Here is a 22,859-nt window from a genome sequence, read left to right as displayed (position 1 = left end):
TTGGATCTGCCTGAAAGTGGGCTACAATAGGCATATATCGAAAGAAAGGCTGGCCCTGCATGCCCGGTTTACTCGGCAATATAGATGGAATCAAGAAAAGCCTGTCTCATCGGCTGGAAAAGCTTTACCAGCGTCGGGTCAAGGGAGGGCATTTGCTCTCTTACGAACTGGCGGAAGAGTTGTGCGAGCTGAGTCTGCTGGCTAAGCGGGAACTGACCGTTTTTCTGGATTTTCAGGGTCGGGTGGAACTGGTGGTGGTGGGCAACGTGGAGGAGCTGGATCAGTTCCCCATTGCTTTACCCAGCCTAACCGAGGGGTTGGCCAAGCGATATTGTTTGCACACCCACTTGGGCTGGAAGGTACCCACCTTGGGAGAGCAGGTGACTGTTTTGCAGTTTCACTTGCCGGCGGTGGGTATCCTGATGGCCGGTATTTCCCCCAAGCATAATGGGGGCTTTAGCCAGCAATTTGGGGAGCATCCCCAGTTTTGCGACGGGTTTTACCTGTTGCATCCCACATTGGAGCCTGTTGAAAATGGGCCAGCCAAACGCTCTTGTCACATTGGGGAATTGATGACGGCTCGCAAGGCTTCCGAAGAGCTGCTGGAAACCTGGGTGGAGTGGACGGAGCCGGTATTTGATGTTTCTCACCAAGCGGTGGCCAAAACGGGAGAACGGGCCTTGTTGATGGGCCTTCACACCGGCGGAGCCAAGGCCGAGCGGGAGTTAGAGGATACCCTGGATGAGTTGGGACAATTGGCAAAGTCTGCCGGGGCCATTGTGGTGGAGCGGGTTTCTCAAACCCGGCGAAATCCCGATCCCGGCACTTATATTGGTTCGGGCAAGGCGGATGAGTTTGCGTTTCTGATTCAACAGTTACGCATTGATTTGGTGATTGCCGATGATGAGCTAAGCCCTGCTCAACAACGAAATTTAGAACGCATTTTGCGGGTCAAGGTCATTGATCGCACCGAGCTGATTCTGGATATTTTTGCCCAACGGGCTCAATCCCGAGAAGGTAAAATTCAGGTGGAATTGGCCCAGTTGCAGTACGAAATGCCCCGTCTCAAAGGGCGAGGCCGAACTTTTAGCCAGCAAACCGCTGTGGGTGCCAAGGGAGGCATCGCCACTCGGGGGCCGGGAGAAACCCGACTGGAAACCGATCGCCGGATTTTAAGAGAACGGGTCACCCAGCTGGAAAAAGAGGCCATGCAAGTGGTGCGCCATCGCCAGTTTCAGCGACAGTCTCGTAAGCAGTCTCAAACACCCCTGATCGCTTTAATTGGCTATACCAACGCCGGAAAATCAACCCTGATGCGCCGCTTAACCCAAGCGGATGTGCTGGTAGAAGATCGCCTGTTTGCTACGCTTGATCCTACCATTCGCAAGTTGTATCTGGCTCCTGAAGGCGACAATGGCTATGAAACCGGGCAGGATGTGTTGTTGTCCGATACTGTTGGGTTTATCCGCAAGTTGCCCACGTTTTTAATTAAAGCGTTTCGGGCCACGCTGGAAGAAGCGGCTTCCGCTGACCTGTTGTGGCATGTGTGGGATGTGAGCCATCCTGAACGGCTGGGGCAGATGGAATCGGTACGAGAAGTGTTAAATACCCTGTGGGAGGAACTGGACTTGGAGCCGCCCACCATTTGGACATTGTGCAACAAAACGGATCAATTGGATCTGAATGATGAGGAACTGGCCTTGTTGCAATCGGCTGCCGAAACGCCGGTGTTTCCCATTTCCGCCAAAACGGGGCAGGGGGTTCCTGATTTGCTAACCGCCGCACGGCACTTTTTAAACCAGCGATCGTCTGAGGTTAATCAGACCTCGGAAGAAGTAAGCGCCGATTGGTAAACGATTTCACTTCGGTGGTTTTGGCGAATGAAGCTCTGGTAAAAATGAAGTGCCGATATAACAGGTTTAACTGAAAATAGCCTGACTGAAAGGGAAATGCCTGTGAGACCAGCCCACCCGTCTATTGAGCGAGTGCGTAAAATCGCCAACTTGCTGGATTCTGCCTTCACCATTCCCGTTATCCGCAAAAAAGTGGGGCTAGATCCGTTACTGGGGCTTTTACCCATTGGTGGGGATACCGTGGCGGCTCTATTAGCAACCTATGCCCTTTGGGTGGCTTATGAATTACGCTTACCCAAGGCGGTGATGGTGCGCATGGGCGTTAATATCCTGCTGGATCTTCTGGTGGGTCTGCTTCCGGTGGTGGGCGATGTGGCCGACATGTTCTGGAAGTCCAACCAGATGAACCTGAAGTTGCTGGAAGAGGCTTATCAAAAACACGGCATAGGCCTTCGTTACGATGCCAGTGGTCAGCCGACCATTGATGTCACCGCAGAACCTGCCATTTAATCACAGCTTCTTTTTTTATTTATGGGTGAGAAGCTTCGCCGAGATGGTAGATTTTTAGCATGTTGGTAGCGCCCTTCATTTGGGTGTTACCGGCGCAAAAAACCACGCTCTCGCCTTTTTCCAGCAAGTGCTTGTCAAAAATAGCCTTTTCGCCATTTTCAAGCATCACATCGGTTTGATCCGAAGGCGGAATGACCACGGGAATGACGCCCCATAGTAAGCACATGCGATTGGCCACTTCAAATTTTGGGGTTAAGGCAATGATAGGACGGCTGGGCTTTAGCTTGGAAATACGCTGGGCCATACTGCCAGAGCTGGAAAATACCACCAGCGCTTTTACATTGGCCTTGCGAGAGGCGTAGGTCGCCGTTTGGGCAATGGCGTGATAGAAGTTGGGTGAAACAATTTTGCTTTCTTCAGGCTGGCGATCCAGCGTGTTGGAGAAGATGCTTTTTTCGGCCTGGCTAATAATGCGGCCCATCATGGCCACGGTTTCCACCGGGTGAGAACCAACGGAGGTTTCTCCCGACAGCATCAGCGCGTCCGCCCCGTCAAACACCGCGTTGGCGATGTCGCTGACATCGGAACGGCTGGGCTGAACGGAATGGATCATGGATTCCAGCATTTGGGTGGCGATAATGACCGGTTTTGCGGCTAAATTGGCTTTAGCCACCAGCATTTTCTGGGCCACTGGCACTTCTTCCGGGCGAAGCTCAACGCCCAAATCGCCTCGAGCCACCATCAGGGCATCGGTTTCCTGAATAATATTATCAATATCCTTCAGGGCCTGTGGCTTTTCAATTTTGGCCACCACTGGCGGGCAAACATAGCCCAGCGATTTTACATATTCTCTTAATTCCACAATGTCTTGCGCGCGTTGCACAAAGGACAGGGCGATATAATCCACTTTGGCGGCCACGGCGGCGGCCACATCTTCCTTGTCTTTTTCGGTTAAGGAAGGAATGGGCAGGGTGGTGCCGGGAATGTTAATGCCTTTGCGGGCTTCCAGAATACCGCCTTGTACCACCTGGCACTTCAGCGTTTCTGGGGTCACTTTTTCCAGCACTTCAAGGCGGATTTTACCGTCATCCAGCAAAATCAAAGCCCCTGGCTCCAGTACGGCAATCAGTTCGCCATATTTGGTGGCCACAATGCCGGGCGAGCTTTCGCGGGTGCGAGAGGTGAATTCCACAATCGAATAATCGGCCAGTGGAATGGGCTGGTTATCTTTCAGGTAGCCGGTACGCAGCTTGGGGCCTTGTAAGTCGGCCAAAATGGCCAAAGGCCGATTGAGTTCAGCGGCCACGTCCCGAATCATTTGCACACGGGGCGCTTGCTCATTGGCGTTGCCATGAGACATATTCAGGCGAAAAACACTGACGCCAGCCTGAGCCAGCTGCTTTACCCGCTCCGGGCTGTCTGTGGCAGGACCCAGAGTGGCTACAATTTTGGTGCGGTTTAACAGGTTAATATCTTCATGCTGAGGCGCATGGTTATTCGGTTGGGAGGAGGTCATTTGTGTTGCGATGGTCATGAATGGTGGTGATCCCGGTGACGACTAACGGTGCGGAGACTGCTTCGGGTACATAGGTAAGCTGGTACCCTTCTGCCTTCGCATTCGAGGGTACCATAAATATGAAATATCGTTCCAGTTCCATGCGAGGGTACAGGTTAATGTCGGTGGTGTCTATCAGTTTATCTCGTAGCAGGGTGCCATAGGTATTGGCGAAGGGAAGGGTCATATAGCGCTCAACGGGCTGAGAGTAACGATCCTTTTCATCATCGGTGATGTTTTGAAGGGCAAAGTCAGCCGGAGGCATCACCAGGGTTTTATTGCTCAGGTTTTTGACCTGTACTTTGGCCACCAGATATTGCCCATCGGGAATTTTGTCATCCAGTTTAGACCATTGATCCAGTTGCATGACCTGCAGGGATACCACGTCTTCCTTGGTCTCTTCCTGAGACGCTTTATTTTGATTGGCGCAGCCAGTAAAAATAAAGCTATTAAACGCTAGAAAGCCAAAACAACTCAAAACAAACAGGGATTTGAACACGTTAGAATTTTGCATGCGTTTCCTTTGACTCTCTTTAAACTGACAAATCAGGGAACAGCCAACTCATTGATAAAGTCGCTGGCGCGCGTGTATCCTATACCATCCGCTTCGATGTTCCATTTTAGCCCATTTTAGCAATAAAGCGTTAACCGTGGGCGCACCCGGTCAACGCCGAGATCGTGGCAACCTGTTCATCGGCGCAAAAACGGCTTAACGTCTCGGTTATTTCCTGAAATATCATGGGGTGGCGAAAACAGAGGGTGCCAACCTGCACCAGCGAAGCCCCTGCCATTATAAATTCCAGAACATCCTCAGCGCTGCTAATGCCACCCACCCCAATAATGGGTGTTTGGGGGAAGTGTTTATGCAACTGCCAAATGGCGTGCAGGGCGATGGGCTTAATACCGGGACCGCTATAACCCGCTGAAACTCTGGGCATGATGGGTTTTTTACGCCGGATATCAATGGCCACACCCAATACGGTGTTAATGGCGGTTAAGCCTGCCGCCCCACCCTCAATGGCCGCCCCGCCAATGCTCACAATGTCGCTGACATTGGGTGTGAGTTTGGCAAATACCGGCTTTGCGCAAATGGAAGTAACCGCCAGCAAGGCTTCTTTCACCGAATCGTTGGCGCTGCCAAAGTGAATGCCCCCTTTGGCCACGTTGGGGCAGGATAAATTCAACTCAATGGCCTCAATCAGCTTTCCATTGGGATGATTCAGCGCCAATTCGGTCATTTGGGCAAATTCCAGGCTGCTATGAGCCGAAATGCTGAGGATAACCGGTAGGCCGGTGGCCTTCAAGTCTGGAATTTCCTGGGCCAGGGTGTAGGCCAAGCCGGGGTTTTGCAGGCCAATGCTGTTTAGCATGCCAATGCCTGCCAATTCTACGGTGCGGGGTTGGGGGTTCCCGGCTTGCGGGTTTTGGGTGACGGTTTTGGTAACAATGCCGCCCATATTCTCTTTAAGCGGGTACAACTGGTTGAAAAAAGCGGCGTTGAAAGCGCCGGAGGCATTCAGGAGTGGATTGGCAAAGTTCAACCCCGCCACAGAAAGCGCCAAAGGGTTTGCTATAGCGGGCATGGGCTGTCCTCGCAAAATGCGCTGAGCGGCAGTAAATCGCCTTGCCAGCGAATCAGGCCCGCTTCAAATACCGGCCCTTCTATACAAACCTTAGAAGGCAGGTAGCGATCGGTGCGGGGGGTGACACAGCCCGTACAAGCACCCGTGCCGCAGGGCATCCGCTCTTCCAGAGATACTTCAATGCGAAGGGCGGGGTTGATGGCTTTTAGCAACTCGGCCACTGCTTCCATCATGCGGGTGGGGCCGCAAACGTAAGCTTCTTGGGCGCTTAAAATCATAGGTTTGCGTTGTTCGAGCAATTGGCAAACATTTCCATGAAATCCGTGTGAGCCGTCATCGGTAGCGATATTCAAATTTTCCCCAAACAGGATGTTGAGTTCATCGCTTAACCCCACTTCCCCGGCGCTGCGAACCCCGTAAAAGCAATGGCCTGCATGGGATTGGCGTTTTGCCATCAGGTAAGGCGGCGCAATCCCGATGCCGCCGCCAATATACAAGGCCGATTCAGGTTGACGGGGCGTACTAAAACCGTTTCCCAAAGGCCCAAGGCACTTCAGGGTATTTCCCGGCTGAAAGTCCCACATCAGGCTGGTTCCGGTGCCTACCCGCTTGTAATAAATGTCCAGGGTGTCAGGGGTTGGGGTGTCAATCACGCTGAACGGACGCCGGAAGTAAAACTTGCTTTGCGGCAAGTCCAGCATTACAAACTGACCCGGCAGGCAGGCGAATGGGGTATCCAAAGTCTGTAACCGTAGTACCTTCAGCCCATTGCCGCATTCCCGGTTAAAGATAACCTGACAGCGCATATCCTGAATGGGGGTGTGAGCGAGAGACATATAAAGGAGGACCTGTTTTTTAAAAATGAGGGTGGGCTTAACGAGGAACCGGAATTTTGTTTAAGGTTTGCTGCACCATGTGATCGGGGGTCAGTTCATCCAGCTCCGCTTCAGGCGTGAGGATGAGGCGGTGTCGAATCACGGCGCCGGTCACCGCTTTCACGTTATCCGGGGTCACAAAGCTTTGCCCTTCAATGGCGGCGTGGGCTCGGCTTGCCGCCAACAGCGACAAGGCTGATCGGGGGCTACAGCCCAGCTCTATATTGGGATTTTGGCGGGTGTCCTGAATGATTTGCAGAATATAGTCCAGCAGGCTGTCTTCTACCATAATTTGGCCCAGCAGCTTGCGGCAGTGCAAAATGTCCTCTCTGCTGGCCACCGGGGTGAGGGCTTTCTGATACAGGTAGCGGTTTCCGGCGTGGCTGGCAAATTCGCTCAGCATCTGCTTTTCCGCTCCGGCGGCGGGATAGCCGATATTGATTTTCATCATAAAACGGTCTAGCTGGGCTTCAGGTAGTGGAAACGTGCCTTCAAACTCCACCGGATTCAAAGTGGCAATTACGGTAAACAAGGGCGAAAGTGGGTTGCGTTGCCCGTCCGTGGTCACTTGTTGTTCTTCCATGGCCTCCAGCAAGGCAGACTGGGTTTTGGGCGGGGTGCGGTTAATTTCATCCGCTAGCAGTAAATCCGTAAAAATAGGCCCTTGCTTAAAGGAAAAGCTACGGGTGTTCAGGTCATAAATACTGGTTCCCGTGATTTCAGCGGGCAGCATATCCGGGGTAAGTTGGATGCGGTTGAAATCCAGACTGAGCAGTCGGGCCAGTGTTTTAACCAGTGTGGTTTTGGCGGTACCGGGCAAGCCTTCCAGCAGAATGTGCCCTTCGGACAACAGACCCACCAAAAGCAGATCAATGGCTTCCCCCTGACCAAAAATGACGGTTTCCAACTGGCTTTTCAGGGTTTTGGCAATTCTCGATATTTGAGTGGCCGCTGTTTCACCGCTGGTTGGAGAATGTTCGGTTTCCATGGCGCAGCCTTTCCTCAATTCGGGTTAATTGTTGCGAGATTTTGAGTAAATCTTGCGGGAGCAGGGGTGTTTTTTCCTGTACAACCTGTCTGGCCAGCTTCAAGGCTTCCAGCAATCGGGTTGGACAGTCTTCTATACTACTATAATCGGCAAAAAGGGTGGTGAGCAAATCCTGAAGGTGGGCGTCTTCTTCTAGTCCTAATCGATGGCGCTGGCGCAAGGTGGTTTCCAGTTGTTTTAACTGAGGCTCTAACGCCAGCAGGGGGGCTTTGCTTTTTAGATACAAGCCCGCCAGCGATTGAATATAGGCGGTTTGTCCGCCCCAATTAAGGGTTTCAGAAGGTTCCGCCTGTTCTTGTGGCTTGGGAGTCCAGCGCACGAAGCTGATCCAGAGCAGTAGGCAGAAAAACAGGATTAACTGGGCAAAAATGTCGCCCAGCGGTGTTTTTTTCTGGAAGTAACCGAACAGGTCGCTATTGGCCACATAGCCATGTACAAATTCATTCACATACACGGGTTTGTTTTCCCGCTTTAACAGGTTGGTTAAAAACTGGTAATTGTCGTTGCGGGGCTGGTTTAAGTACTGGTTTTCGGCCAGGTCGGTGGTGGTTCCCAAAATTAGCCTGCCACTGCGGTACGCGATACTGGTCAAGTGCGGATTCCCGGCCCGGTCGGTCAAAATGGCTTCCGCCGCCATCGGGCTGGGGGCCATGGATTGCAGGGAAATATGGCTTTGGCTGAGAATGGGGGCTTGAATGTAAGTTTGAAGGGGCTTATCCATTCTGGAAAGGGTCAAGGCTTTTGGGGGAAAGGCTTTCGGGTTTTGAGGCGTTTTGATGGACTGCGGGGTAATGGTTTGCTGCGTTTTAAATTGCAATTGCCGAACCATGGCGTTGGACCCAAACCGCTTAAAGTCATCCAGCAAAACCAGAGTATTGCCCTTGGCCACCCAAGCCATCAGCTGGCTGGCCTCGTTTTTTCCAAACACAATATTGGGGCCTGATACGGTAAAGGGTTTTACAATCAGCATGGTGCTTGGGACGGGTAAAGTATCCAGCTCCTCAAAGCTGTTTTCCCAGGCTTGAATGGGTAAGCCCACTTTTTGGGCGGTTAAAAACCAGGCTTTGTAGCCAGAGGGACCATTGTTATAAATGGAATTCTGTGCCAATGCCTCTGTTTGAGGTTTCTGATCCTGCGCTAAAAAGGTGGTGAGGGTGGTTAAAGCGGCCAAACCCAGCAGAAACAGTGGTAAAAGCAGCGCTTTTTTTTGAATGACACCCATTGAAAACGGCTTAGGCATAAGGCACCGCTAATTTTTCCTGAAAATACTGATAGTGCTGATGGCTGGCTTGAAATTGAGCCAGATCGGCGGTTTGATTGCCGTAGCGAATGCCTTCAAACACTCTTGCCAGGTTGACAAATGCCTGCTTTAGGTCCAGTCGGGATTGCTCGGCTAAGCCGCGTTGATACTCCCGATTGGTGCGGGTTAATTCATAAGGCATCAACTGGGTTTCATCCAGCAGGCATAGTGTGGCCAGGTAAAGCGCTTGAATACCGTCTTTGTAGTTCCCTTTATCCGCCGCTTGCTGGGCTTGCTGATAGTGAGATGTGGAGTTGATGAGCAAGGTTTGCTCAAAAAAACGGGGTTTTTCTAAAGGCGGTTTGCCCTTTTGGTTTTGCCAGCGTAAAACCAGCGTGATTAAAAGATAACAAGCGTAAAGTCCGGCTAAAACCAGCAAAAAACCGATAAAGCCACTGAAAATATCCCGGATATTTTGCGGTAAGTGGGGTATGCCTTCAGGTCGAATACGGCCAAAAATATCGCCAATGCCTTTAAGCATTTGCTCCAGTGCTTGCCCCGCCTCTTTAAACAGTTTTTGAATCCAGGGCTGTTTCAGCCACTCATCCACGGGGGAGGGGGATGGGGGCTGAAATTCCGGCAGGCGACGCACTTCTTCTAAAGCGGGGTGAATATTAACTGGTTCTCCGCTAAAGCCCGGTAATGTTAATGGCGCGGTTGGGCTGGCGGTGCTGGCACCTGCCGCTGTTTGGATTGTTGGGTGATTTAGGGCGCCAATGGTCATGGGGGGTTCGAAAATTCCAGGCTTGGGCTTATAATGACTATGTAGTAAAACCTCCCTTTGATCTTACAACATGCCGAAGGAGATTCCCCAAGTCTATGGCCGTTTTGAAAGTCATTAATTACGGCGAACCCGTTTTGCGTCAGGAAGCCGAGAAGGTGGCCAAGGTATCCGCCAAAATCCAGAAGCTGGTGGCCGATATGTTTGACACCATGTACGCGTACAACGGTTGTGGACTGGCTGCCCCTCAAGTTGGGGAACTCAAGCGTATTTTTGTGCTGGATTGCTCCACCGATGAGAATCCCTTGCCGCAAATGACCTTTATCAACCCGGTCATTATTAAACGGGAAGGCGCCATTATTAGCCGGGAAGGTTGCTTGAGCTTTCCGGGCGTTTATACCGATGTGAAACGTTATGACTCCATTACAGTTCGTTACATGGATATGAAGGGCAAAACCCAGACCATGACCGTGCAGACCGGCACCTTGCTGTGTCGGGCCATTCAGCACGAGCTGGATCATTTGAACGGGGTTTTGTTCGTGGATCACGTGGTGGATCGCTTTACCACCGATCAGTTACTGTCAGAGCATCACCTCCCACCCATTGAGCCTGAAAAAATGTTGCTGGAGCCTGACCTGGATCATGCTTTGGCTGGCGTTAAAATGTAGCCAAACGGTCAGGGGCATGCCTCAACGCTTGGGCGGTAGTCATGTTGTTGCTATGATGACAGCAAGTTATCATCCACCAGCGCCCAACCCCGTCACACAGGTGAACCCTTATGAGCAGCCATTCCGCACCCATTAAAATTGTATTTCTCGGCACCCCGGCTTTTTCCATTCCTGCTTTAAAAGCGTTGGTGGCGGATGATCGCATTGAAATTGCGGCGGTCATCACCCAGCCGGATCGTCCTGCGGGTCGGGGCCAAAAGCTGACCCCGCCACCCATTAAAACGCTGGCCGATACACTTGGCTTGCCCGTGTTTCAAACTGTATCCATTAAAAAAGACGAGCCGTTGAAAGCGCACTTAAAGTCGCTGGCTCCCGATTTTTTAGTGACCGTGGCGTTTGGACAAATTTTAACCCAGGAAGTGCTGGATATCCCAAAAATGGCTACGGTAAATGCCCATGCTTCGCTTTTGCCCGAGTTTCGAGGGGCAAATCCCATTCAGCAGGCCATTTTGCAAGGCAAGTCCCAAACCGGCATTACCACCATGCTCACCGAATTGGGGGTGGATACTGGCCCCATGTTGCTCAAGCACACCTTAACCATTGGCCCGGAAGAAACCATGGGTCAGCTCACCGAGCGTTTGTCGGAATCGGCGGGCCCTTTGCTAGTGGATACCCTGGTGGGGATGGTCAATGGCTCTGTGCAACCCGAAGTGCAAGCCCATGAGTTGGCCACGCATGCCCCCAAGTGCCAGAAAGAAGACGCCATTCTGGACTGGCAGGCCTCTGCGGATCAGTTGCAGTTGAAAATTCGGGCGTTTAATCCGGCCCCCGGTGCCGCTACCTTTTTGGAAGGCGAGCGGGTGAAGTTGCTGAAGGTACGAACCTATCAACCGCCCGCTGCTGATCATTCCCCTGATCAATCTTCTGATCAATCTGAAGAAATGATTAACACCGGCCAACCCGGCCAAATTTTGGCTATTATAGAAACAGGTTTGCTGGTTCAAACAGGGCAAGGAACGCTAGAAATCCTGAGCCTTCAGCCAGCGGGCAAAAAAGAAATGCCTGCCAGAGACTGGGCCTTGGGATATTTCAAGGCCGTCAACGGTACCCGCCAGTTGGGGTGTTTTAGCCCCCATCAATCGGCCCCTTTGCCCGCTTGAGTGGAACATTTTGACCCGCAGCTCATCTAAATAGGCGGATGCCAGTCGCTGAAACGAGGTAACGGATATGTTTTTTCAAGATCCCCTATATTTAGTCATCATGCTGGTGGGCATGGCTCTTGTTTTCATCCCGCAAATGTGGGTAAAAAAAACGGTGGCCAAATTCAGTGAAGTCCGCACCTCCCGTGGGGTGAGCGGAGAGGCCGTGGCCAGAAAGATTCTGGATGAGCATGGCCTCCGTAATGTGCCGGTAGAAATGGTGGACGGATTTCTGAGCGATCATTATGATCCGTCTCAAAAAGTAGTGCGCTTGTCCACCGATGTGTTTCGAGGGACTTCTGTAGCCAGTGTGGCTGTGGCCGCTCACGAATGCGGACACGCCATTCAGCATGACAAAGGGTTTTACCCGGTAGTGGTGCGCTCTAGCCTGGTGCCTTTGGCTAATTTGGGTAGCCAGATGGGGCCAATTTTACTCATGGTCGCTGTTTTTCTGGGGTTTGGCCCCCAATCGGGCGGAATGGGTTTTTATGTGGCCTTGGCCGGGGTGGCTTTGTACGGCATGGCCGTGGCTTTTCACTTTGTAACCTTGCCGGTAGAGCTGGATGCCAGCGGTCGGGCTTTAAAGGTGCTGCAAACCAATTACTACCTGAATGCCGATGAAATGATAGGCGCTAAAAAAGTATTGAACGCCGCCGCGTTTACCTATGTGGCCACCGCCATGTATGCCTTAATGGAATTAATGTACTGGGTTTTTCGCCTAATGGGCGCTAGACGGGATGATTAGTGGCTAAATTAAAGGACGTGCCCCGGAAACTGGCACTGGATGTTTTATTTCGGTTTGAAAAAGCTGGACCCGAAAAGGTAAAAGCCGATAGCCTGTTACAGGCTGTGCTAAGCAAGCACCCCGATTTATCCGAGCAGGATCGCGGGTTTTGTCGGGCTTTGGTAATGGGTACCTTACGCCGCTGGCTGGTGTATGACGAATGGATTAAAAGCTTGACCGGGCGCCCTTTGAAAAATTTAACGCCTCAGATCCGTTGTTTGTTGCGGCTGGGCTTTTTTCAACTGGAAGGGCTGAGCCAGGTGCCTGCTTATGCGGCCATTAACAGTTCGGTGGAATTGGCCAAGGTTCAAAAAAACTCGCCTAAAACCATTAAATTCCTCAATGCGGTGTTGCGAGAAGCGCAGCGCCGGTTGGAGGGCGACGGTTTCGCCATTCCCGCTGTGGAATCCGATGTGTCGGGTTATTTGCTGGGTAAATTTGGCTGGCCCGTGTTGTGGACAGAACGGTTGTTGAAACATTACCCCTTGCCGGATTTGCTGGCCATGGCGGAAGCGGGACAGTCTCCCGCAGCGCTGAGTATTCGGGTGAATTGCCTGAAAACCTCGGTGGAGGCGTATCAGCAACTGTTATCAGAGCAACAAATTGTTTTTGAAGCTTTACCGGATCTGCCCGAAGGGCTTTTGTTGCCCGAGTTTTCCGGCTCACCCCGTCATTTGCCGGGTTACGAGGCGGGTTTGTTTTATGTGCAAGATGCGGCCTCTATGTGGGTTTCCCGTTTTTTAAACCCGCAGGCGGAGGAGCTGATTCTGGATCTCTGCGCCGCGCCGGGTTCTAAAACCACCCATTTGGCGGCCTTAATGGGGAACGCCGGGCATATTCTGGCCATTGAGCCAAAACCAGAGCGTTTGCGCCTGCTGGAAGAGAATATTCAGCGGTTGGGCGTTGCTTGCGTTAAAGTTCAGCAGTGCGATGGGCTGACGTTTGAAGCCGCCAGCGACTTGCGCTTTGATAAGGTGTTGGTCGATGCCCCTTGCAGTGGCTCGGGTACTTTGCGGCGTCACCCGGAAATGCTGCCCCAAGCCAAAAAGCTGGATTTAGGGGCTTTAAACAAATTGCAACGGGCCTTGCTGCGCCGTGGGTTTGCTCTGCTAAAGCCCGGTGGGGTGCTGGTGTACAGTACTTGCAGTATTTTGCCGGAAGAGAATTTACAGTTAATCCAAAGCTTTTTGGCGGAAACCCTGGAAGCTACGCTGGAAAATGATGAGCAGCGCTTGATTCAAACCAAAGCGGACGGTTTTTATGCCGCCCGCTTGATTAAAAAACTGTAGCTGTTTTATTTTTTTCTGAACTAAACCCGATCCGCCTTGATGTCGACCACCTGACTGGAAGGCTTCTCTTTGTTTTCAGATTTTTTGTCTTCGCTATAGTTGACCCACAAGGTTTGAATCAACATTAAGGCCGTGGTCACCACCAGATAAATTAAAGCGCCAGCCGGGATGGGGATAAAGAACATCACCACCACAAACATCAGCGGCATAAACTTCATGGCAGGAGACTGCATGGCTTGTCCCGCTGCGTCATCTTTAGCGGCCTTGGGTTGTTTGGCGGTCATTAACTGTTGGTAAGCCAGCGTTAACAAGGCGTAAATGATAATTAAGGCCAAAACATCCCAGTTCATCTGGGTTTTTCCCGGCAAGGTAGGAACTTCCTGGGTGAGTGCGCCGTTTACGTTGTTGAAGTGAACCCGCTCCAGCTCGCGGCTTTTTTCGTTAACCACCAGCACTTCCGCGGATTTGACCAGATTTTTATAATCATCGCTCAGGCCCAGGTGTTTGAAATCCAGCACCATGGTCACCGGCGATCCGGGCAAAATTGGCTTAGGGGACGTGGTAATCAGCTTTTGCTGGTTGGTGACTTCCTGCTCCTGAGTTTTGCCACTGGTCATGTTTAAAATGACTGTTTTATCGGCGGAAAAGGCGTCATCTTTTTCCACGTTAAAGGTGTTATCCAGCGATTGACCGGCATGACTTTGCAGGGTGTGAGACAGGTTGTCTAGAAACAAAAACTTTTCATGCACGGTTTCCGCTAAAAAATGGGGGCTGCTAAGCGCTCCGTACAGACCAATAAAAATGGGCAGTTGAACCAGCATGGGCAAGCAGCCAGCCAAGGGGTTGAAGGAGTTCTCGCTGTAGAACTTCATCATGGCTTCCTGCATTTTTTGAGGCTCGCCTTTGTATTTTTCCTGCAGGGCTTTCAGCTTGGGCTGCAATTCCTGCATTTTACGCATGGAGCGGGTTTGGGCCGAGTTCAAAGGCCACAAGATAAGCCGGATGGCCACGGTTAAAAGCACGATAGCCAGACCGTAGTTGCCCACAAAGTCATGAATGGCGTTTAACAGATACAACATGGCCTGGTTAATAATGTTCACAGGGAAATCTCCTGGTTAACTGAGTTTGGTGGTGAGGGGACGGGAACCGGATCCACGCCGCCGGGATGTAAGGGATGGCACTTTAACAATCGCTTTAGCCCCATCCATAAACCTTTACCTGCCCCGTAAATCTCAACGGCCTCATAAGCGTAAAGGGAGCAAGTGGGGTGGAATCGGCACACCGGAGGCAAAAACCATCGCCTAAGTCCGGCGGTCATCCTGTAGCCCTTTATTAAACCAAGAACAAGCGATTTCGGCATCGTATTTCTATGTTGATTGATGATATAAGTCCGCTATCAAAATACTTTTGGTTAGGGACGTATACTTTGCAGACAGCGTTCCATTTTGTGCTTTAAATCCTGAAACCCGGCGCCTAGGGCTTCTGGGCGGGCAATAAACACCAGTGCCCTGTATCCTTCCACGGTGGTTGTTTCAGTTTGTTGAAAGTGAGCCCGAACCAGTTCACGCAAGCGTCGCCGGATGTGATTGCGTTTGGTAGCCCGTTTGTGAATTTTTTTGCTGACAATAAAGCCCACACGGGTGGGTCGCTTTACCCGTTTTTCGGGCTGATTTGCGGCAAAAGACCCTGCGACCGGTAAAGCCGCAAGGCCGTAAAGCACAAAAAATTGATTGCCACACAATCTACGGCCAGCCAAGGTGCGTTTGAATTCACCTTTGGCTTTCAAGCGGTTAGGCTTGGGTAACACGGGCGCGTGGTTCGCTCAGCTTTAAACTAGATGGCGATTTTATGACGCCCTTTGGCCCGACGGCGGTTCAGGGTTTTTTGACCACCGGGGGTGGCCATACGGGCACGGAAGCCGCTGACACGAAGTCTTTTGCGTTTAGTCCCTTCCAAAGTACGTTTCATGGGAGATCTCCTTTTTAGAGCGCTTGAATGTTGAGTGAGCAATATTATCCATGAAAAATCACGGATTGCACGGTTTAGTCAGCAAGGCCCAAGCGGTGCTGATCCGTGCGAAATACCAGATTCACGATGAAAAGAGCGGGAGGACCAGCGTTTTTACAGGGTGAACGTTGCGAAATAATACCGCAAAAAATCTTTATGTAAAAGCTTTGATACGCTCCTCAAAGCGCCATTTGAATTATGCTAGACTGAAATTCTTGAACATAGACCACTTCGCCAGAGAGTCGAGGTGATTCGTTTGACGGCCTCGTTAAATTGCTTTCTTGGCCTGTGTTTCATAGGTGTGTGTTTGTATTAAAGCCCTGTGGGCCTGAACTTTTACAAGTTTTATATCGAAGGAAGGGTTAGGGTTACGCGTTTATGACGACATCAGTTCTGACCTCCGGTTCCAGTGAACAGTCATCACAAACCAGCCAGGATTCGGCTTTGCTTTGGCAGAAAGTGCAAGCCGATTTAAAGGGCCGCATGAGCCAACCCAGCTTTGAAACCTGGATTAGTCCGCTAGAGATTGAAAAAGTAACCGATAAAGCGGTTACACTTAAGGCGGAAAGCGAGTTCAACCGGGAGTTAATTTTAAAACGCTACCGGGATGAGTTAAAGGCGGCCTTTAGCGAGGCGGTGGGCCACGCCATGGAAGTGGCTGTGGTAGTGATTGAGCCTAAAGAGGATGAAGAGACGGCTACCGAGGAGGTTCTGAACGCCAAGGAATTGCCCAATCGCCCCTGGACCCCTCGTACCACCCGCAGTAACCTGAACCCTCGTTATACCTTCGAATCGTTTGTGGTGGGCCAGCATAACCGGTTCTGTCATGCGGCGGCCTTGGCTGTGGCCGAAACCCCCGCCCAAAGTTACAACCCCTTCTTTATATACGGCGGGGTGGGTTTGGGCAAAACACACTTAATGCAGGCTATTGGCCATTTTGCCTTGCAGCACCACACCGATTTAAAAGTGCGTTATGTGACGGCGGAACAATTTACCAACGACATGATTAACGCCCTGGGTCAAAAGGACATGAAGGGCTTTCAGGATCGTTACCGTCGTAATGATATTTTGATTATTGACGATGTGCAGTTTCTGGAAGGCAAAACCCGCACCCAGGAAGAGGTGTTTCATACCTTTAACGCCTTGCACGAATCGGGCAAGCAGGTCATTTTGTCCAGCGACCGTTCGCCCAAGAACCTGTCTCGCCTGGAAGACCGCTTGCGAAGCCGCTTTGAGTGGGGCTTGATTGCCGATGTACAAGTACCTGACCTGGAAACACGGGTCGCCATTTTGCAAAAAAAGGCGGAGCGTGAGAATTTTCAGGTGGGTATGGATGTACTCAATTTTATTGGGGAAAGCCACCCCAACAATATCCGGGAACTGGAAGGGGCGCTGAACAAAGTGGCCGCTTACGGCATGCTGACCCGTACCGCCATCGATTTGGTGGTAGCCCAAACTGTATTGGGCACCCCGGTGGATAACCGGCGTGTTTCACTGGAAGACATTCTGGAAACCGTGGCGGGGTATTATCACATGCGCTCGGTGGATTTAAAAAGCCCTTCCCGAGCCAAGGATTTGTCTCATGCCAGACAGGTGGCCATTTATGTCATTCGGGAAATGACTGAGTCCAGCTTTCCTAAAATTGGGGAGTTGATTGGCGGGCGTAAGCACACCACCATTATGTACGCCTACGAAAAAATCAAGGATGAGCTGGAAAGTCATCCGGTGCTGAAGCAGCAGATTGAGGAAATTCGGGGCCGAATCAAGCCCCGCTAACCGCAGTTGCCCAAGCGCTCCAGAATTTTCTGAACAGCCAGCCGGGTATGGGCGTAGGTAAGCCCGCCTTGCAAGTAAACGGCGTAAGGAGAGCGCAAAGGCCCATCGGCTGAAAGCTCCAGGGTGGAGCCATCAATAAAAGTGCCACCTGCCATGACCACTTCATCGGCGTATCCGGGGGGATTGGCTGGAATGGGGGTAACGTGGCTGTTAATGGGGCTGAGGCTTTGCAGCACCTGACAGAATTGAACCAGTTTATCGGGATCTCTCAGGGTTAAGATCTGGATAATATCGCTGCGGCTATCCTGCCAGTGGGGGGCGGTATCGTAACCGGCTTCTTCAAAAAGCTTTGCGGCCAGGGTCATGCCTTTGAGGGCTTCTTTCACAATGCCGGGGGCCAGATAAAGCCCTTGCAACAGCAGCCGGGTGAGGTTAAAGGTGTATCCGCCTTCCGCACCCACGCCGGGGCAGGTTAAATAATCGGCGCAAGCAGCCACCAAATCGGCGCGTCCGGCTACATAACCACCTGCGGGCACAATGCCCCCGCCCGGATTCTTAATTAGAGAACCCGCAATCAGGTCCGCACCCACCGCAGTGGGTTCTTCAGCCTGCGTGAATTCGCCGTAGCAATTGTCCACCATCACAATAGCGTGGGGATGAATGGCTTTAATGGCCTCAATCAAGCTTTTCAGCTGAGGAATGGTTAAAGAGGGCCTCAGGCTGTAGCCTCTGGAGCGTTGAATGAACACCAGCTTGGCTTGCCGGATTTTTTGGGCTTCTGCTTCCGTAAAAGCGGTTCGTACGGAATAGCCCACGGCGGTTTCGGCATCAGCGGGCGCATTGAATATGGAAATTTCATCGTAACCGATATTTTTGGCGGCCAGCGATTGGCGGCTATGGCCCCGTAAGCCAATCACTTCTTCCAGCGTATCGTAGGGGCGGCCGGTGATAGAAAGCATGGTATCCCCCGGCTGTAAGCAACCGTTTAGCCCCACGGCCAGCGCATGGGTGCCGGATACCATTTGGACCCTCACCAGAGCCGCTTCCGCTTGAAGGGCATGGGCAAAAACAGCGTCAGTCACATCCCGGCCCAAGTCATCGTGTCCATAGCCGGTTACAGAGAGGAAATGCTCTTCGCCCACCTTGTATTTCACAAAACCGTTTAGCACCCGTTCAAAGGTTTGGTAGTAAACGGCTTCCTGTTGGGGCCAAATGGTGTTTTGCAATTGGGCTTCCACGGCCATTAGCCGAGAATGGGAGGGAGGGGGGATGATGCTCATAGTGCTGTTACCATAACAGAAAATTGGGTCGCAAATTGATTGATCTTAATTTTTTATGCTGCATTTGAGGAAGTATCTGAAATAAAACCATTCAAAAAGCCAACCGGCTAGAAGGAAGCAGGTTGGCTTTTAAGTCGATTCAACGCAAAGTGTGAGGGTAACCAGCGGTTATTTCACGCTGACCAGGTGAGGGGTCACACCCAATTCGTTTTGTAAAACTTTTGCCTTGGCATAAGCCAGCGAACGCCGTTTTTCTGCGCCTTTAATCACAAAATGCACTGAAAACGCAGTGTTTTTAACCGGTTTACGATTTTGAGGTACCATCAGATTGTTGCCTCCACCGTAGCGTTTCTATACTCGAGGCTATCGGCGCGTTAAGGGAAACCTTTAGGAAATTGGCCAATCCCGTCCAAATGGTTTAACATTTTGTAATAAACGAGCAACTGTGATTGATCAGTGGTTGGTGACAAGTGCCTACTGCCTATCATATATAATGGTAATGGCAGTTGAAAGGGTATTTTTTATATCCACCCTGATTTGTCCGCAGGATTCAGATTCCCATTTGGTTTGAGGTAATATGAACGACTTTTTTCAGAAAAGCGCCCGCTGGATTGCTTTATTAATGGTCATTTCCATGCTGGTGACCAGTTATATTTTCTTGTTCTGATAGCGATTATGGCACTTTTGACACGCTGTAACGGCTTTAAATCTTTTGTTTGCACCGCTTTATTGGGGTTAATGGTGTTCGGCACTTTCTTGAACCCCGGCTTTGCGGACAATAAGCAGCGCATTCAGGAACTGCAAGGGAAAACCAGCTCTTTACAGTCTAAAGCCGCTTTAATGCGACGAAAAAAGCTGGAAAAAATGCGGGCCGCTCAAGCCATGAACCAAAATGTGGCCGCCAATCAGCGAAAGTTAGAGCGGGAGCGCCGTTCGCTGGAGTTTCAGAGGCAACGGCTGGATCAAACCCGGGATAAACTCGTATTTCTGGATAACAGGCTGGATGCCACTTTGGGTGAGGCCATGCGGCTTGGGCAGAATGCCGGTTTGCGCTTGCGAAATCTCTATATGGGAGAGCGCTTGAGCATGATTCAGATGATGCTGGAGGCCAAAGATCTCTCTACTTTGCTGGACCGCATGTACTACAAGAAAAAGATTATGGCTCAGGACAAGAAGCTGCTGGAAGATTTTCGCTCCAAAATTAAGGAGCTGAACGACCTGAAGGCCGACTTTGCCCGCCAGAAAACGGTGATTGGTCAGGCCATTGCCACCATTCGCGTTAAAAATGTGGAAATTCAGCGCTCCATCGAAATTGATCGCAGCCTCAGAGACCGTTATCGCAATGACGCCGCTTTTTATCAGCGGGCAGAATCCGAACTGCTGGCCGAATCCCAGAACACCACCGCTCAAATTCGGGCGCTAATGAGTTCGAAGAAAAAATCCTTTACGGTGGTTAAAAACAGCACCGGCAGCTTTATGTGGCCCATTCAGGGGCGGGTATCTTCCGGCTTTGGTTCCCGGTTTCACCCCATTCACCGTAGAACCATTACCCATACCGGCTTGGATATCGCAGGCCCCAACCGTGGCGCGGTTCACGCTGCAGACGGGGGGGAAGTGATTTTCGCGGGCTGGAAAGGTGGTTACGGCAAGGCCATTATGGTGAACCACGGAAACCGTGGGGGCAGAAACCTGGTGACCTTATATGGTCACCTCTCCCAAATTTCGGTTTCGGTGGGGCAAAATGTTTCCAAGGGCCAGACCATTGGGGCGGAAGGCTCCACCGGATACTCTACTGGACCGCACCTTCACTTTGAGGTTCGGGTAAACGGGGCGCCTGTCAACCCCATGGGGTATTTGTAAATTAGGCAATTTGCGAGAATGGATGGACTTTATCCAATTGGTGTTCAAATTCTGGTAGAATACTTGGGCACATGTTAAGAAAATATTAAAAGCGTTTGTACGTTGTGAGAACATTTTATCCTTCAGGACTTCTAAGGTGCTCACACATCAGTCTTATCAGCATGCTATATACGCTACAGCTTACTCATTTCACCCAGCACTCCTGGCTTTATCCACAGAAGGAACTTTACAGATGAATCAGCCGGTCGACGAACATTTTGCCAACCCTTTTCTGGATTGGGACGCCAGAATGTCTGTGGCAGGGCTTGCCAAGTCTGTTCAGTTTAGCTTGAGTTGCGCTGTGTTGCTGTCTGTGGCCGGTACGGGCCTTGCTCAGGCTCAAATCGTCAATGATCCGGCGGCCAGCATGTTGATGATGAACATGGTTTCCAGGTTTCAGCCAGTCAAAGAGACTGCTAAAGAGGCTGATCAGAAAAAAGAGCTGGCCATGCCGCTGGAGCTACCTTCCAAGGCACAGTTGCCGCAAGAACCCACCAAGACAACAACATCTGGCAGTACTGCTGTTGAGACTGAACCCCTGCCCGCCATGCTGGAACCGGAACTGGATACCCAGGCCGCTGATAATAGCCCCTCCGGCAAAGAGCCGGTAAAGGCCCGTGCGGTAATGGTGGATATTAACAGCAACAACCTCAATTATGACAAAGATTTGGATGTTTATATCGCAACCGGCTCGGTACACATGATTATTTCCGAGCAAAACTCGGAATTATTTACCGATAAGCTGATTTATGATCAGAATCAGGACCTGGCCATTGCGGAAGGCAATGTGGTGATTGTCAAAAACGGTCAGCGTACCGAAGGCAAGTACGCCAAAATTGATTTAACCCGTAAGTCCGCCTTAATTACGGATCCGGTTACTACCATTTCCGCGGTTCGGGTCAAAGCTCAGGAAGCCTTGGTAAACAACAACGAAATTATTATGGAAAACGGCCGCTTTATTATTAGCGGTATTGTGTACCAGCAGCTGGCAGCCCAGGGCGGCTTAAAGAGTTTGGGTCAAAACACGGGTAAAGGCTCTCAGCAAGCGAAATTGCGGCGTGAGTACTCTAAAAAAGCCTATCAGGATCGGGCCATGCGGCTCAACACGCTGACTTACGATCAGCAAAAAACATTTGAGGATTTGGAAAAACTGAAGCGGGGCAAGGAAAGTTTTGAAGAAGCGCCTGATAAAGTCTCTCGCTTTAATATTAAGGCCAAAGAGATTGAGGTGGTTCGTCACGAGGATGGGTATGACGACATTACTTTAAAGCGCCCTAGCCTGTATGCGGGCAAATATAAGTTGTTTACCTTTCCCAACACCGATTTTTCCTATGACAACCCCAATAAAAACATTCAGTACCTGGGGCCCGATGTGGGCGCTTACCAGGCCTATGGCGGTGCTTATGCCGGTCCGGGCTGGGATTTCCATGTGGGGCGGGGTTCTGTAAGGGTTTCGCCTTTTGTCAGTTATGGTTCTCCGGGTTTCTGGTCTGCTAACGGCAGAACGGGTAAACAAATTGACAATGGCTTTGGTCTGGGTGGCTTGCTCCATTATCGAGATGCTGACACCAGCGTGGACCTGGGCTTTAACAGCCGGGTGGGTTCACCCGTTTTATTTGCAGATCGCCGAATTACCGATAACACTCATGTCATGGCCTCTTATAATGACGGGTATGTAAACGGCCTGTTGGGGCAAATGGAACGTCCCAACTACATTGCCCAAGTCACGGATTACCGGGTGTTGAAAGATTTTAAAAAGTTTCAGCTCAGTTCTTTTGAAAGCATTGGTTATGCCCGAGACAATTTTTTCCCCAACTTTCGGGAAAACTACTTTGTAGAGGCTGGTAAAGATCAATCCCCGCAAATGCTGGGACGGGCCCAGGTACAGTTGCAGCTCCAAAATACGGCGCCTTTGCTCAGCATGGGCAAATATGCCTCTATGGGCTTACGGGCCCAACTGATTACTTCCGCCTATTCGTCCGCTGATTTTGTGGGATTGGGGCGGATTGGCCCTACCTTGCACCTGAACTTGCTGGGCAGTCGATTGCAAACCCATTTGGGTTATACGGTCAGTCATACGCTCGGCAAATCGCCCTTTGTTTTTGATAGCTACTATGGCGGGGCGCAAAACCTCTCGGTCAATAACCTGGTGCGGGTTAACAAGTTTTTAAGCGTGGGAAACAATGGCAGCTTTAGCTTGAACCGGGATAACGCCCGCAATGCGCTGGCGGTTGGAAATTCGTTTTACATGATGGTGGGTCCCACCGATGTGAAGGCCACCATTGGTTACGATTTTATCAATCGACGTTCTTACTTTGGTTTTAACTACTTTCCAGGGGCTAACAACTCCGTTGTCAACTTTGACAAAATGCGGATTATGCAGCCTGCCAACTTCAACCAACAGGCATCCACCGCCACGTTTTAGGAGGCATGGTTCCTTAGATGCTGCTGGTACTGTTTCTGCACCGCAGAGGTTGTCCGTTCTTTCGGTTCTAAAGGTAGAAAGTTAACC

At 51.0% G+C, this 22,859-nt stretch carries 22 protein-coding genes; 9 read left to right on the top strand and 13 right to left on the bottom strand.

The window, feature by feature from the left end:
• The first annotated feature begins 59 nt into the window (after positions 1-59).
• Entirely contained in the window at positions 60-1,853 is a 1,794-nt protein-coding gene (hflX, locus tag ACEW81_RS07665; RefSeq protein WP_373532380.1) for a GTPase HflX, read from the top strand.
• A gap of 96 nt (positions 1,854-1,949) precedes the next feature.
• Positions 1,950-2,363, top strand: a complete 414-nt coding sequence (locus ACEW81_RS07660; protein WP_373532379.1) for a DUF4112 domain-containing protein — start codon at positions 1,950-1,952, stop codon at positions 2,361-2,363.
• A 19-nt stretch (positions 2,364-2,382) separates the two neighbouring features.
• On the opposite strand, the gene pyk is transcribed toward ACEW81_RS07660, so the two are convergent.
• The 7 genes from pyk to ACEW81_RS07625 all read right to left on the bottom strand — a co-directional run bounded on the left by pyk (position 2,383) and on the right by ACEW81_RS07625 (position 9,448).
• Positions 2,383-3,897, bottom strand: coding sequence for a pyruvate kinase (pyk, locus tag ACEW81_RS07655; protein WP_373532378.1), 1,515 nt, complete (start codon positions 3,895-3,897; stop codon positions 2,383-2,385).
• Entirely contained in the window at positions 3,857-4,432 is a 576-nt protein-coding gene (locus ACEW81_RS07650; protein WP_373532377.1) for a DUF4352 domain-containing protein, read from the bottom strand. The genes pyk and ACEW81_RS07650 overlap by 41 nt, the downstream gene beginning before the upstream one ends.
• 130 nt (positions 4,433-4,562) lie before the next feature.
• Positions 4,563-5,501, bottom strand: a complete 939-nt coding sequence (locus tag ACEW81_RS07645; RefSeq protein ID WP_373532376.1) for a dihydroorotate dehydrogenase — start codon at positions 5,499-5,501, stop codon at positions 4,563-4,565.
• Positions 5,489-6,337: a dihydroorotate dehydrogenase electron transfer subunit gene (locus tag ACEW81_RS07640; protein ID WP_373532375.1), complete on the bottom strand. Its 849-nt coding sequence runs from the start codon at positions 6,335-6,337 to the stop codon at positions 5,489-5,491. The genes ACEW81_RS07645 and ACEW81_RS07640 overlap by 13 nt, the downstream gene beginning before the upstream one ends.
• A gap of 37 nt (positions 6,338-6,374) precedes the next feature.
• Positions 6,375-7,364: an AAA family ATPase gene (locus ACEW81_RS07635; protein WP_373532374.1), complete on the bottom strand. Its 990-nt coding sequence runs from the start codon at positions 7,362-7,364 to the stop codon at positions 6,375-6,377.
• A complete protein-coding gene (locus ACEW81_RS07630; RefSeq protein WP_373532373.1) occupies positions 7,333-8,664 on the bottom strand; it encodes a DUF4350 domain-containing protein in 1,332 nt (443 codons plus the stop codon). The genes ACEW81_RS07635 and ACEW81_RS07630 overlap by 32 nt, the downstream gene beginning before the upstream one ends.
• Positions 8,657-9,448 (bottom strand): DUF4129 domain-containing protein, encoded by a 792-nt coding sequence (locus ACEW81_RS07625; protein WP_373532372.1) that lies wholly within the window; start codon positions 9,446-9,448, stop codon positions 8,657-8,659. The genes ACEW81_RS07630 and ACEW81_RS07625 overlap by 8 nt, the downstream gene beginning before the upstream one ends.
• Positions 9,449-9,543: 95 nt before the next feature.
• Between ACEW81_RS07625 and def the strand changes: the two genes are divergently transcribed.
• The 4 genes from def to rsmB all read left to right on the top strand — a co-directional run bounded on the left by def (position 9,544) and on the right by rsmB (position 13,385).
• Positions 9,544-10,113: a peptide deformylase gene (def, locus tag ACEW81_RS07620; RefSeq protein ID WP_373532371.1), complete on the top strand. Its 570-nt coding sequence runs from the start codon at positions 9,544-9,546 to the stop codon at positions 10,111-10,113.
• Positions 10,114-10,223: 110 nt separating this feature from the next.
• Positions 10,224-11,273: a methionyl-tRNA formyltransferase gene (fmt, locus tag ACEW81_RS07615; protein WP_373532370.1), complete on the top strand. Its 1,050-nt coding sequence runs from the start codon at positions 10,224-10,226 to the stop codon at positions 11,271-11,273.
• Positions 11,274-11,340: 67 nt separating this feature from the next.
• Entirely contained in the window at positions 11,341-12,057 is a 717-nt protein-coding gene (locus tag ACEW81_RS07610) for a zinc metallopeptidase (protein WP_373532369.1), read from the top strand.
• A complete protein-coding gene (gene rsmB / locus ACEW81_RS07605; protein WP_373532368.1) occupies positions 12,057-13,385 on the top strand; it encodes a 16S rRNA (cytosine(967)-C(5))-methyltransferase RsmB in 1,329 nt (442 codons plus the stop codon). The genes ACEW81_RS07610 and rsmB overlap by 1 nt, the downstream gene beginning before the upstream one ends.
• A gap of 20 nt (positions 13,386-13,405) precedes the next feature.
• Here rsmB and ACEW81_RS07600 read toward each other — a convergent pair whose 3' ends face one another.
• Genes ACEW81_RS07600 through rpmH form a run of 4 tightly spaced genes read right to left on the bottom strand, consistent with a single transcriptional unit; the run spans position 13,406 to position 15,353 of the window.
• Positions 13,406-14,485 (bottom strand): YidC/Oxa1 family membrane protein insertase, encoded by a 1,080-nt coding sequence (locus tag ACEW81_RS07600; RefSeq protein ID WP_373532367.1) that lies wholly within the window; start codon positions 14,483-14,485, stop codon positions 13,406-13,408.
• Complete coding sequence (gene yidD / locus ACEW81_RS07595) at positions 14,482-14,745, bottom strand: membrane protein insertion efficiency factor YidD (protein ID WP_373532366.1); 264 nt, start codon at positions 14,743-14,745, stop codon at positions 14,482-14,484. The genes ACEW81_RS07600 and yidD overlap by 4 nt, the downstream gene beginning before the upstream one ends.
• Positions 14,746-14,796: 51 nt before the next feature.
• Positions 14,797-15,192, bottom strand: a complete 396-nt coding sequence (gene rnpA, locus ACEW81_RS07590) for a ribonuclease P protein component (protein WP_373532365.1) — start codon at positions 15,190-15,192, stop codon at positions 14,797-14,799.
• 26 nt (positions 15,193-15,218) lie between these two features.
• Complete coding sequence (gene rpmH, locus ACEW81_RS07585) at positions 15,219-15,353, bottom strand: 50S ribosomal protein L34 (RefSeq protein WP_303673882.1); 135 nt, start codon at positions 15,351-15,353, stop codon at positions 15,219-15,221.
• 417 nt (positions 15,354-15,770) lie between these two features.
• On the opposite strand from rpmH, the gene dnaA reads away from it, so the two are divergent.
• A complete protein-coding gene (gene dnaA, locus ACEW81_RS07580) occupies positions 15,771-17,168 on the top strand; it encodes a chromosomal replication initiator protein DnaA (protein WP_373532364.1) in 1,398 nt (465 codons plus the stop codon).
• Here the strand turns inward: dnaA and ACEW81_RS07575 are convergent.
• The gene (locus ACEW81_RS07575; protein ID WP_373532363.1) at positions 17,165-18,448 is read right to left on the bottom strand and encodes a methionine gamma-lyase family protein; all 1,284 of its coding nucleotides are present in this window, start codon (positions 18,446-18,448) and stop codon (positions 17,165-17,167) included. The genes dnaA and ACEW81_RS07575 overlap by 4 nt on opposite strands.
• Before the next feature lie 168 nt (positions 18,449-18,616).
• Complete coding sequence (locus ACEW81_RS07570; protein ID WP_373532362.1) at positions 18,617-18,772, bottom strand: hypothetical protein; 156 nt, start codon at positions 18,770-18,772, stop codon at positions 18,617-18,619.
• Positions 18,773-19,123: 351 nt separating this feature from the next.
• Between ACEW81_RS07570 and ACEW81_RS07565 the strand changes: the two genes are divergently transcribed.
• Both ACEW81_RS07565 and ACEW81_RS07560 read left to right on the top strand, forming a co-directional pair.
• Positions 19,124-20,308, top strand: coding sequence for a murein hydrolase activator EnvC family protein (locus ACEW81_RS07565; protein WP_373532361.1), 1,185 nt, complete (start codon positions 19,124-19,126; stop codon positions 20,306-20,308).
• Positions 20,309-20,540: 232 nt separating this feature from the next.
• Positions 20,541-22,772, top strand: coding sequence for a hypothetical protein (locus tag ACEW81_RS07560; protein ID WP_373532360.1), 2,232 nt, complete (start codon positions 20,541-20,543; stop codon positions 22,770-22,772).
• The last annotated feature ends 87 nt before the right edge of the window (positions 22,773-22,859 follow it).

Source organism: Vampirovibrio sp. (genome assembly GCF_041737375.1).
GTDB lineage: Bacteria > Cyanobacteriota > Vampirovibrionia > Vampirovibrionales > Vampirovibrionaceae > Vampirovibrio.
Note: the sequence above shows the minus strand (reverse complement) of the source record. Positions and strands in the feature narration are given on the sequence as shown.

Excerpts from the sequence above, each read along its gene's own strand:
- hflX (WP_373532380.1), top strand. The coding sequence starts at position 60 with ATGCCCGGTTTACTCGGCAATATAGATGGAATCAAGAAAAGCCTGTCT.
- ACEW81_RS07660 (WP_373532379.1), top strand. The coding sequence starts at position 1,950 with ATGCCTGTGAGACCAGCCCACCCGTCTATTGAGCGAGTGCGTAAAATC.
- pyk (WP_373532378.1), bottom strand. The coding sequence starts at position 3,897 with ATGACCATCGCAACACAAATGACCTCCTCCCAACCGAATAACCATGCG.
- ACEW81_RS07650 (WP_373532377.1), bottom strand. The coding sequence starts at position 4,432 with ATGCAAAATTCTAACGTGTTCAAATCCCTGTTTGTTTTGAGTTGTTTT.
- ACEW81_RS07645 (WP_373532376.1), bottom strand. The coding sequence starts at position 5,501 with ATGCCCGCTATAGCAAACCCTTTGGCGCTTTCTGTGGCGGGGTTGAAC.
- ACEW81_RS07640 (WP_373532375.1), bottom strand. The coding sequence starts at position 6,337 with ATGTCTCTCGCTCACACCCCCATTCAGGATATGCGCTGTCAGGTTATC.
- ACEW81_RS07635 (WP_373532374.1), bottom strand. The coding sequence starts at position 7,364 with ATGGAAACCGAACATTCTCCAACCAGCGGTGAAACAGCGGCCACTCAA.
- ACEW81_RS07630 (WP_373532373.1), bottom strand. The coding sequence starts at position 8,664 with ATGCCTAAGCCGTTTTCAATGGGTGTCATTCAAAAAAAAGCGCTGCTT.
- ACEW81_RS07625 (WP_373532372.1), bottom strand. The coding sequence starts at position 9,448 with ATGACCATTGGCGCCCTAAATCACCCAACAATCCAAACAGCGGCAGGT.
- def (WP_373532371.1), top strand. The coding sequence starts at position 9,544 with ATGGCCGTTTTGAAAGTCATTAATTACGGCGAACCCGTTTTGCGTCAG.
- fmt (WP_373532370.1), top strand. The coding sequence starts at position 10,224 with ATGAGCAGCCATTCCGCACCCATTAAAATTGTATTTCTCGGCACCCCG.
- ACEW81_RS07610 (WP_373532369.1), top strand. The coding sequence starts at position 11,341 with ATGTTTTTTCAAGATCCCCTATATTTAGTCATCATGCTGGTGGGCATG.
- yidD (WP_373532366.1), bottom strand. The coding sequence starts at position 14,745 with ATGCCGAAATCGCTTGTTCTTGGTTTAATAAAGGGCTACAGGATGACC.
- rpmH (WP_303673882.1), bottom strand. The coding sequence starts at position 15,353 with ATGAAACGTACTTTGGAAGGGACTAAACGCAAAAGACTTCGTGTCAGC.
- dnaA (WP_373532364.1), top strand. The coding sequence starts at position 15,771 with ATGACGACATCAGTTCTGACCTCCGGTTCCAGTGAACAGTCATCACAA.
- ACEW81_RS07575 (WP_373532363.1), bottom strand. The coding sequence starts at position 18,448 with ATGAGCATCATCCCCCCTCCCTCCCATTCTCGGCTAATGGCCGTGGAA.
- ACEW81_RS07570 (WP_373532362.1), bottom strand. The coding sequence starts at position 18,772 with ATGGTACCTCAAAATCGTAAACCGGTTAAAAACACTGCGTTTTCAGTG.
- ACEW81_RS07565 (WP_373532361.1), top strand. The coding sequence starts at position 19,124 with ATGGCACTTTTGACACGCTGTAACGGCTTTAAATCTTTTGTTTGCACC.
- ACEW81_RS07560 (WP_373532360.1), top strand. The coding sequence starts at position 20,541 with ATGAATCAGCCGGTCGACGAACATTTTGCCAACCCTTTTCTGGATTGG.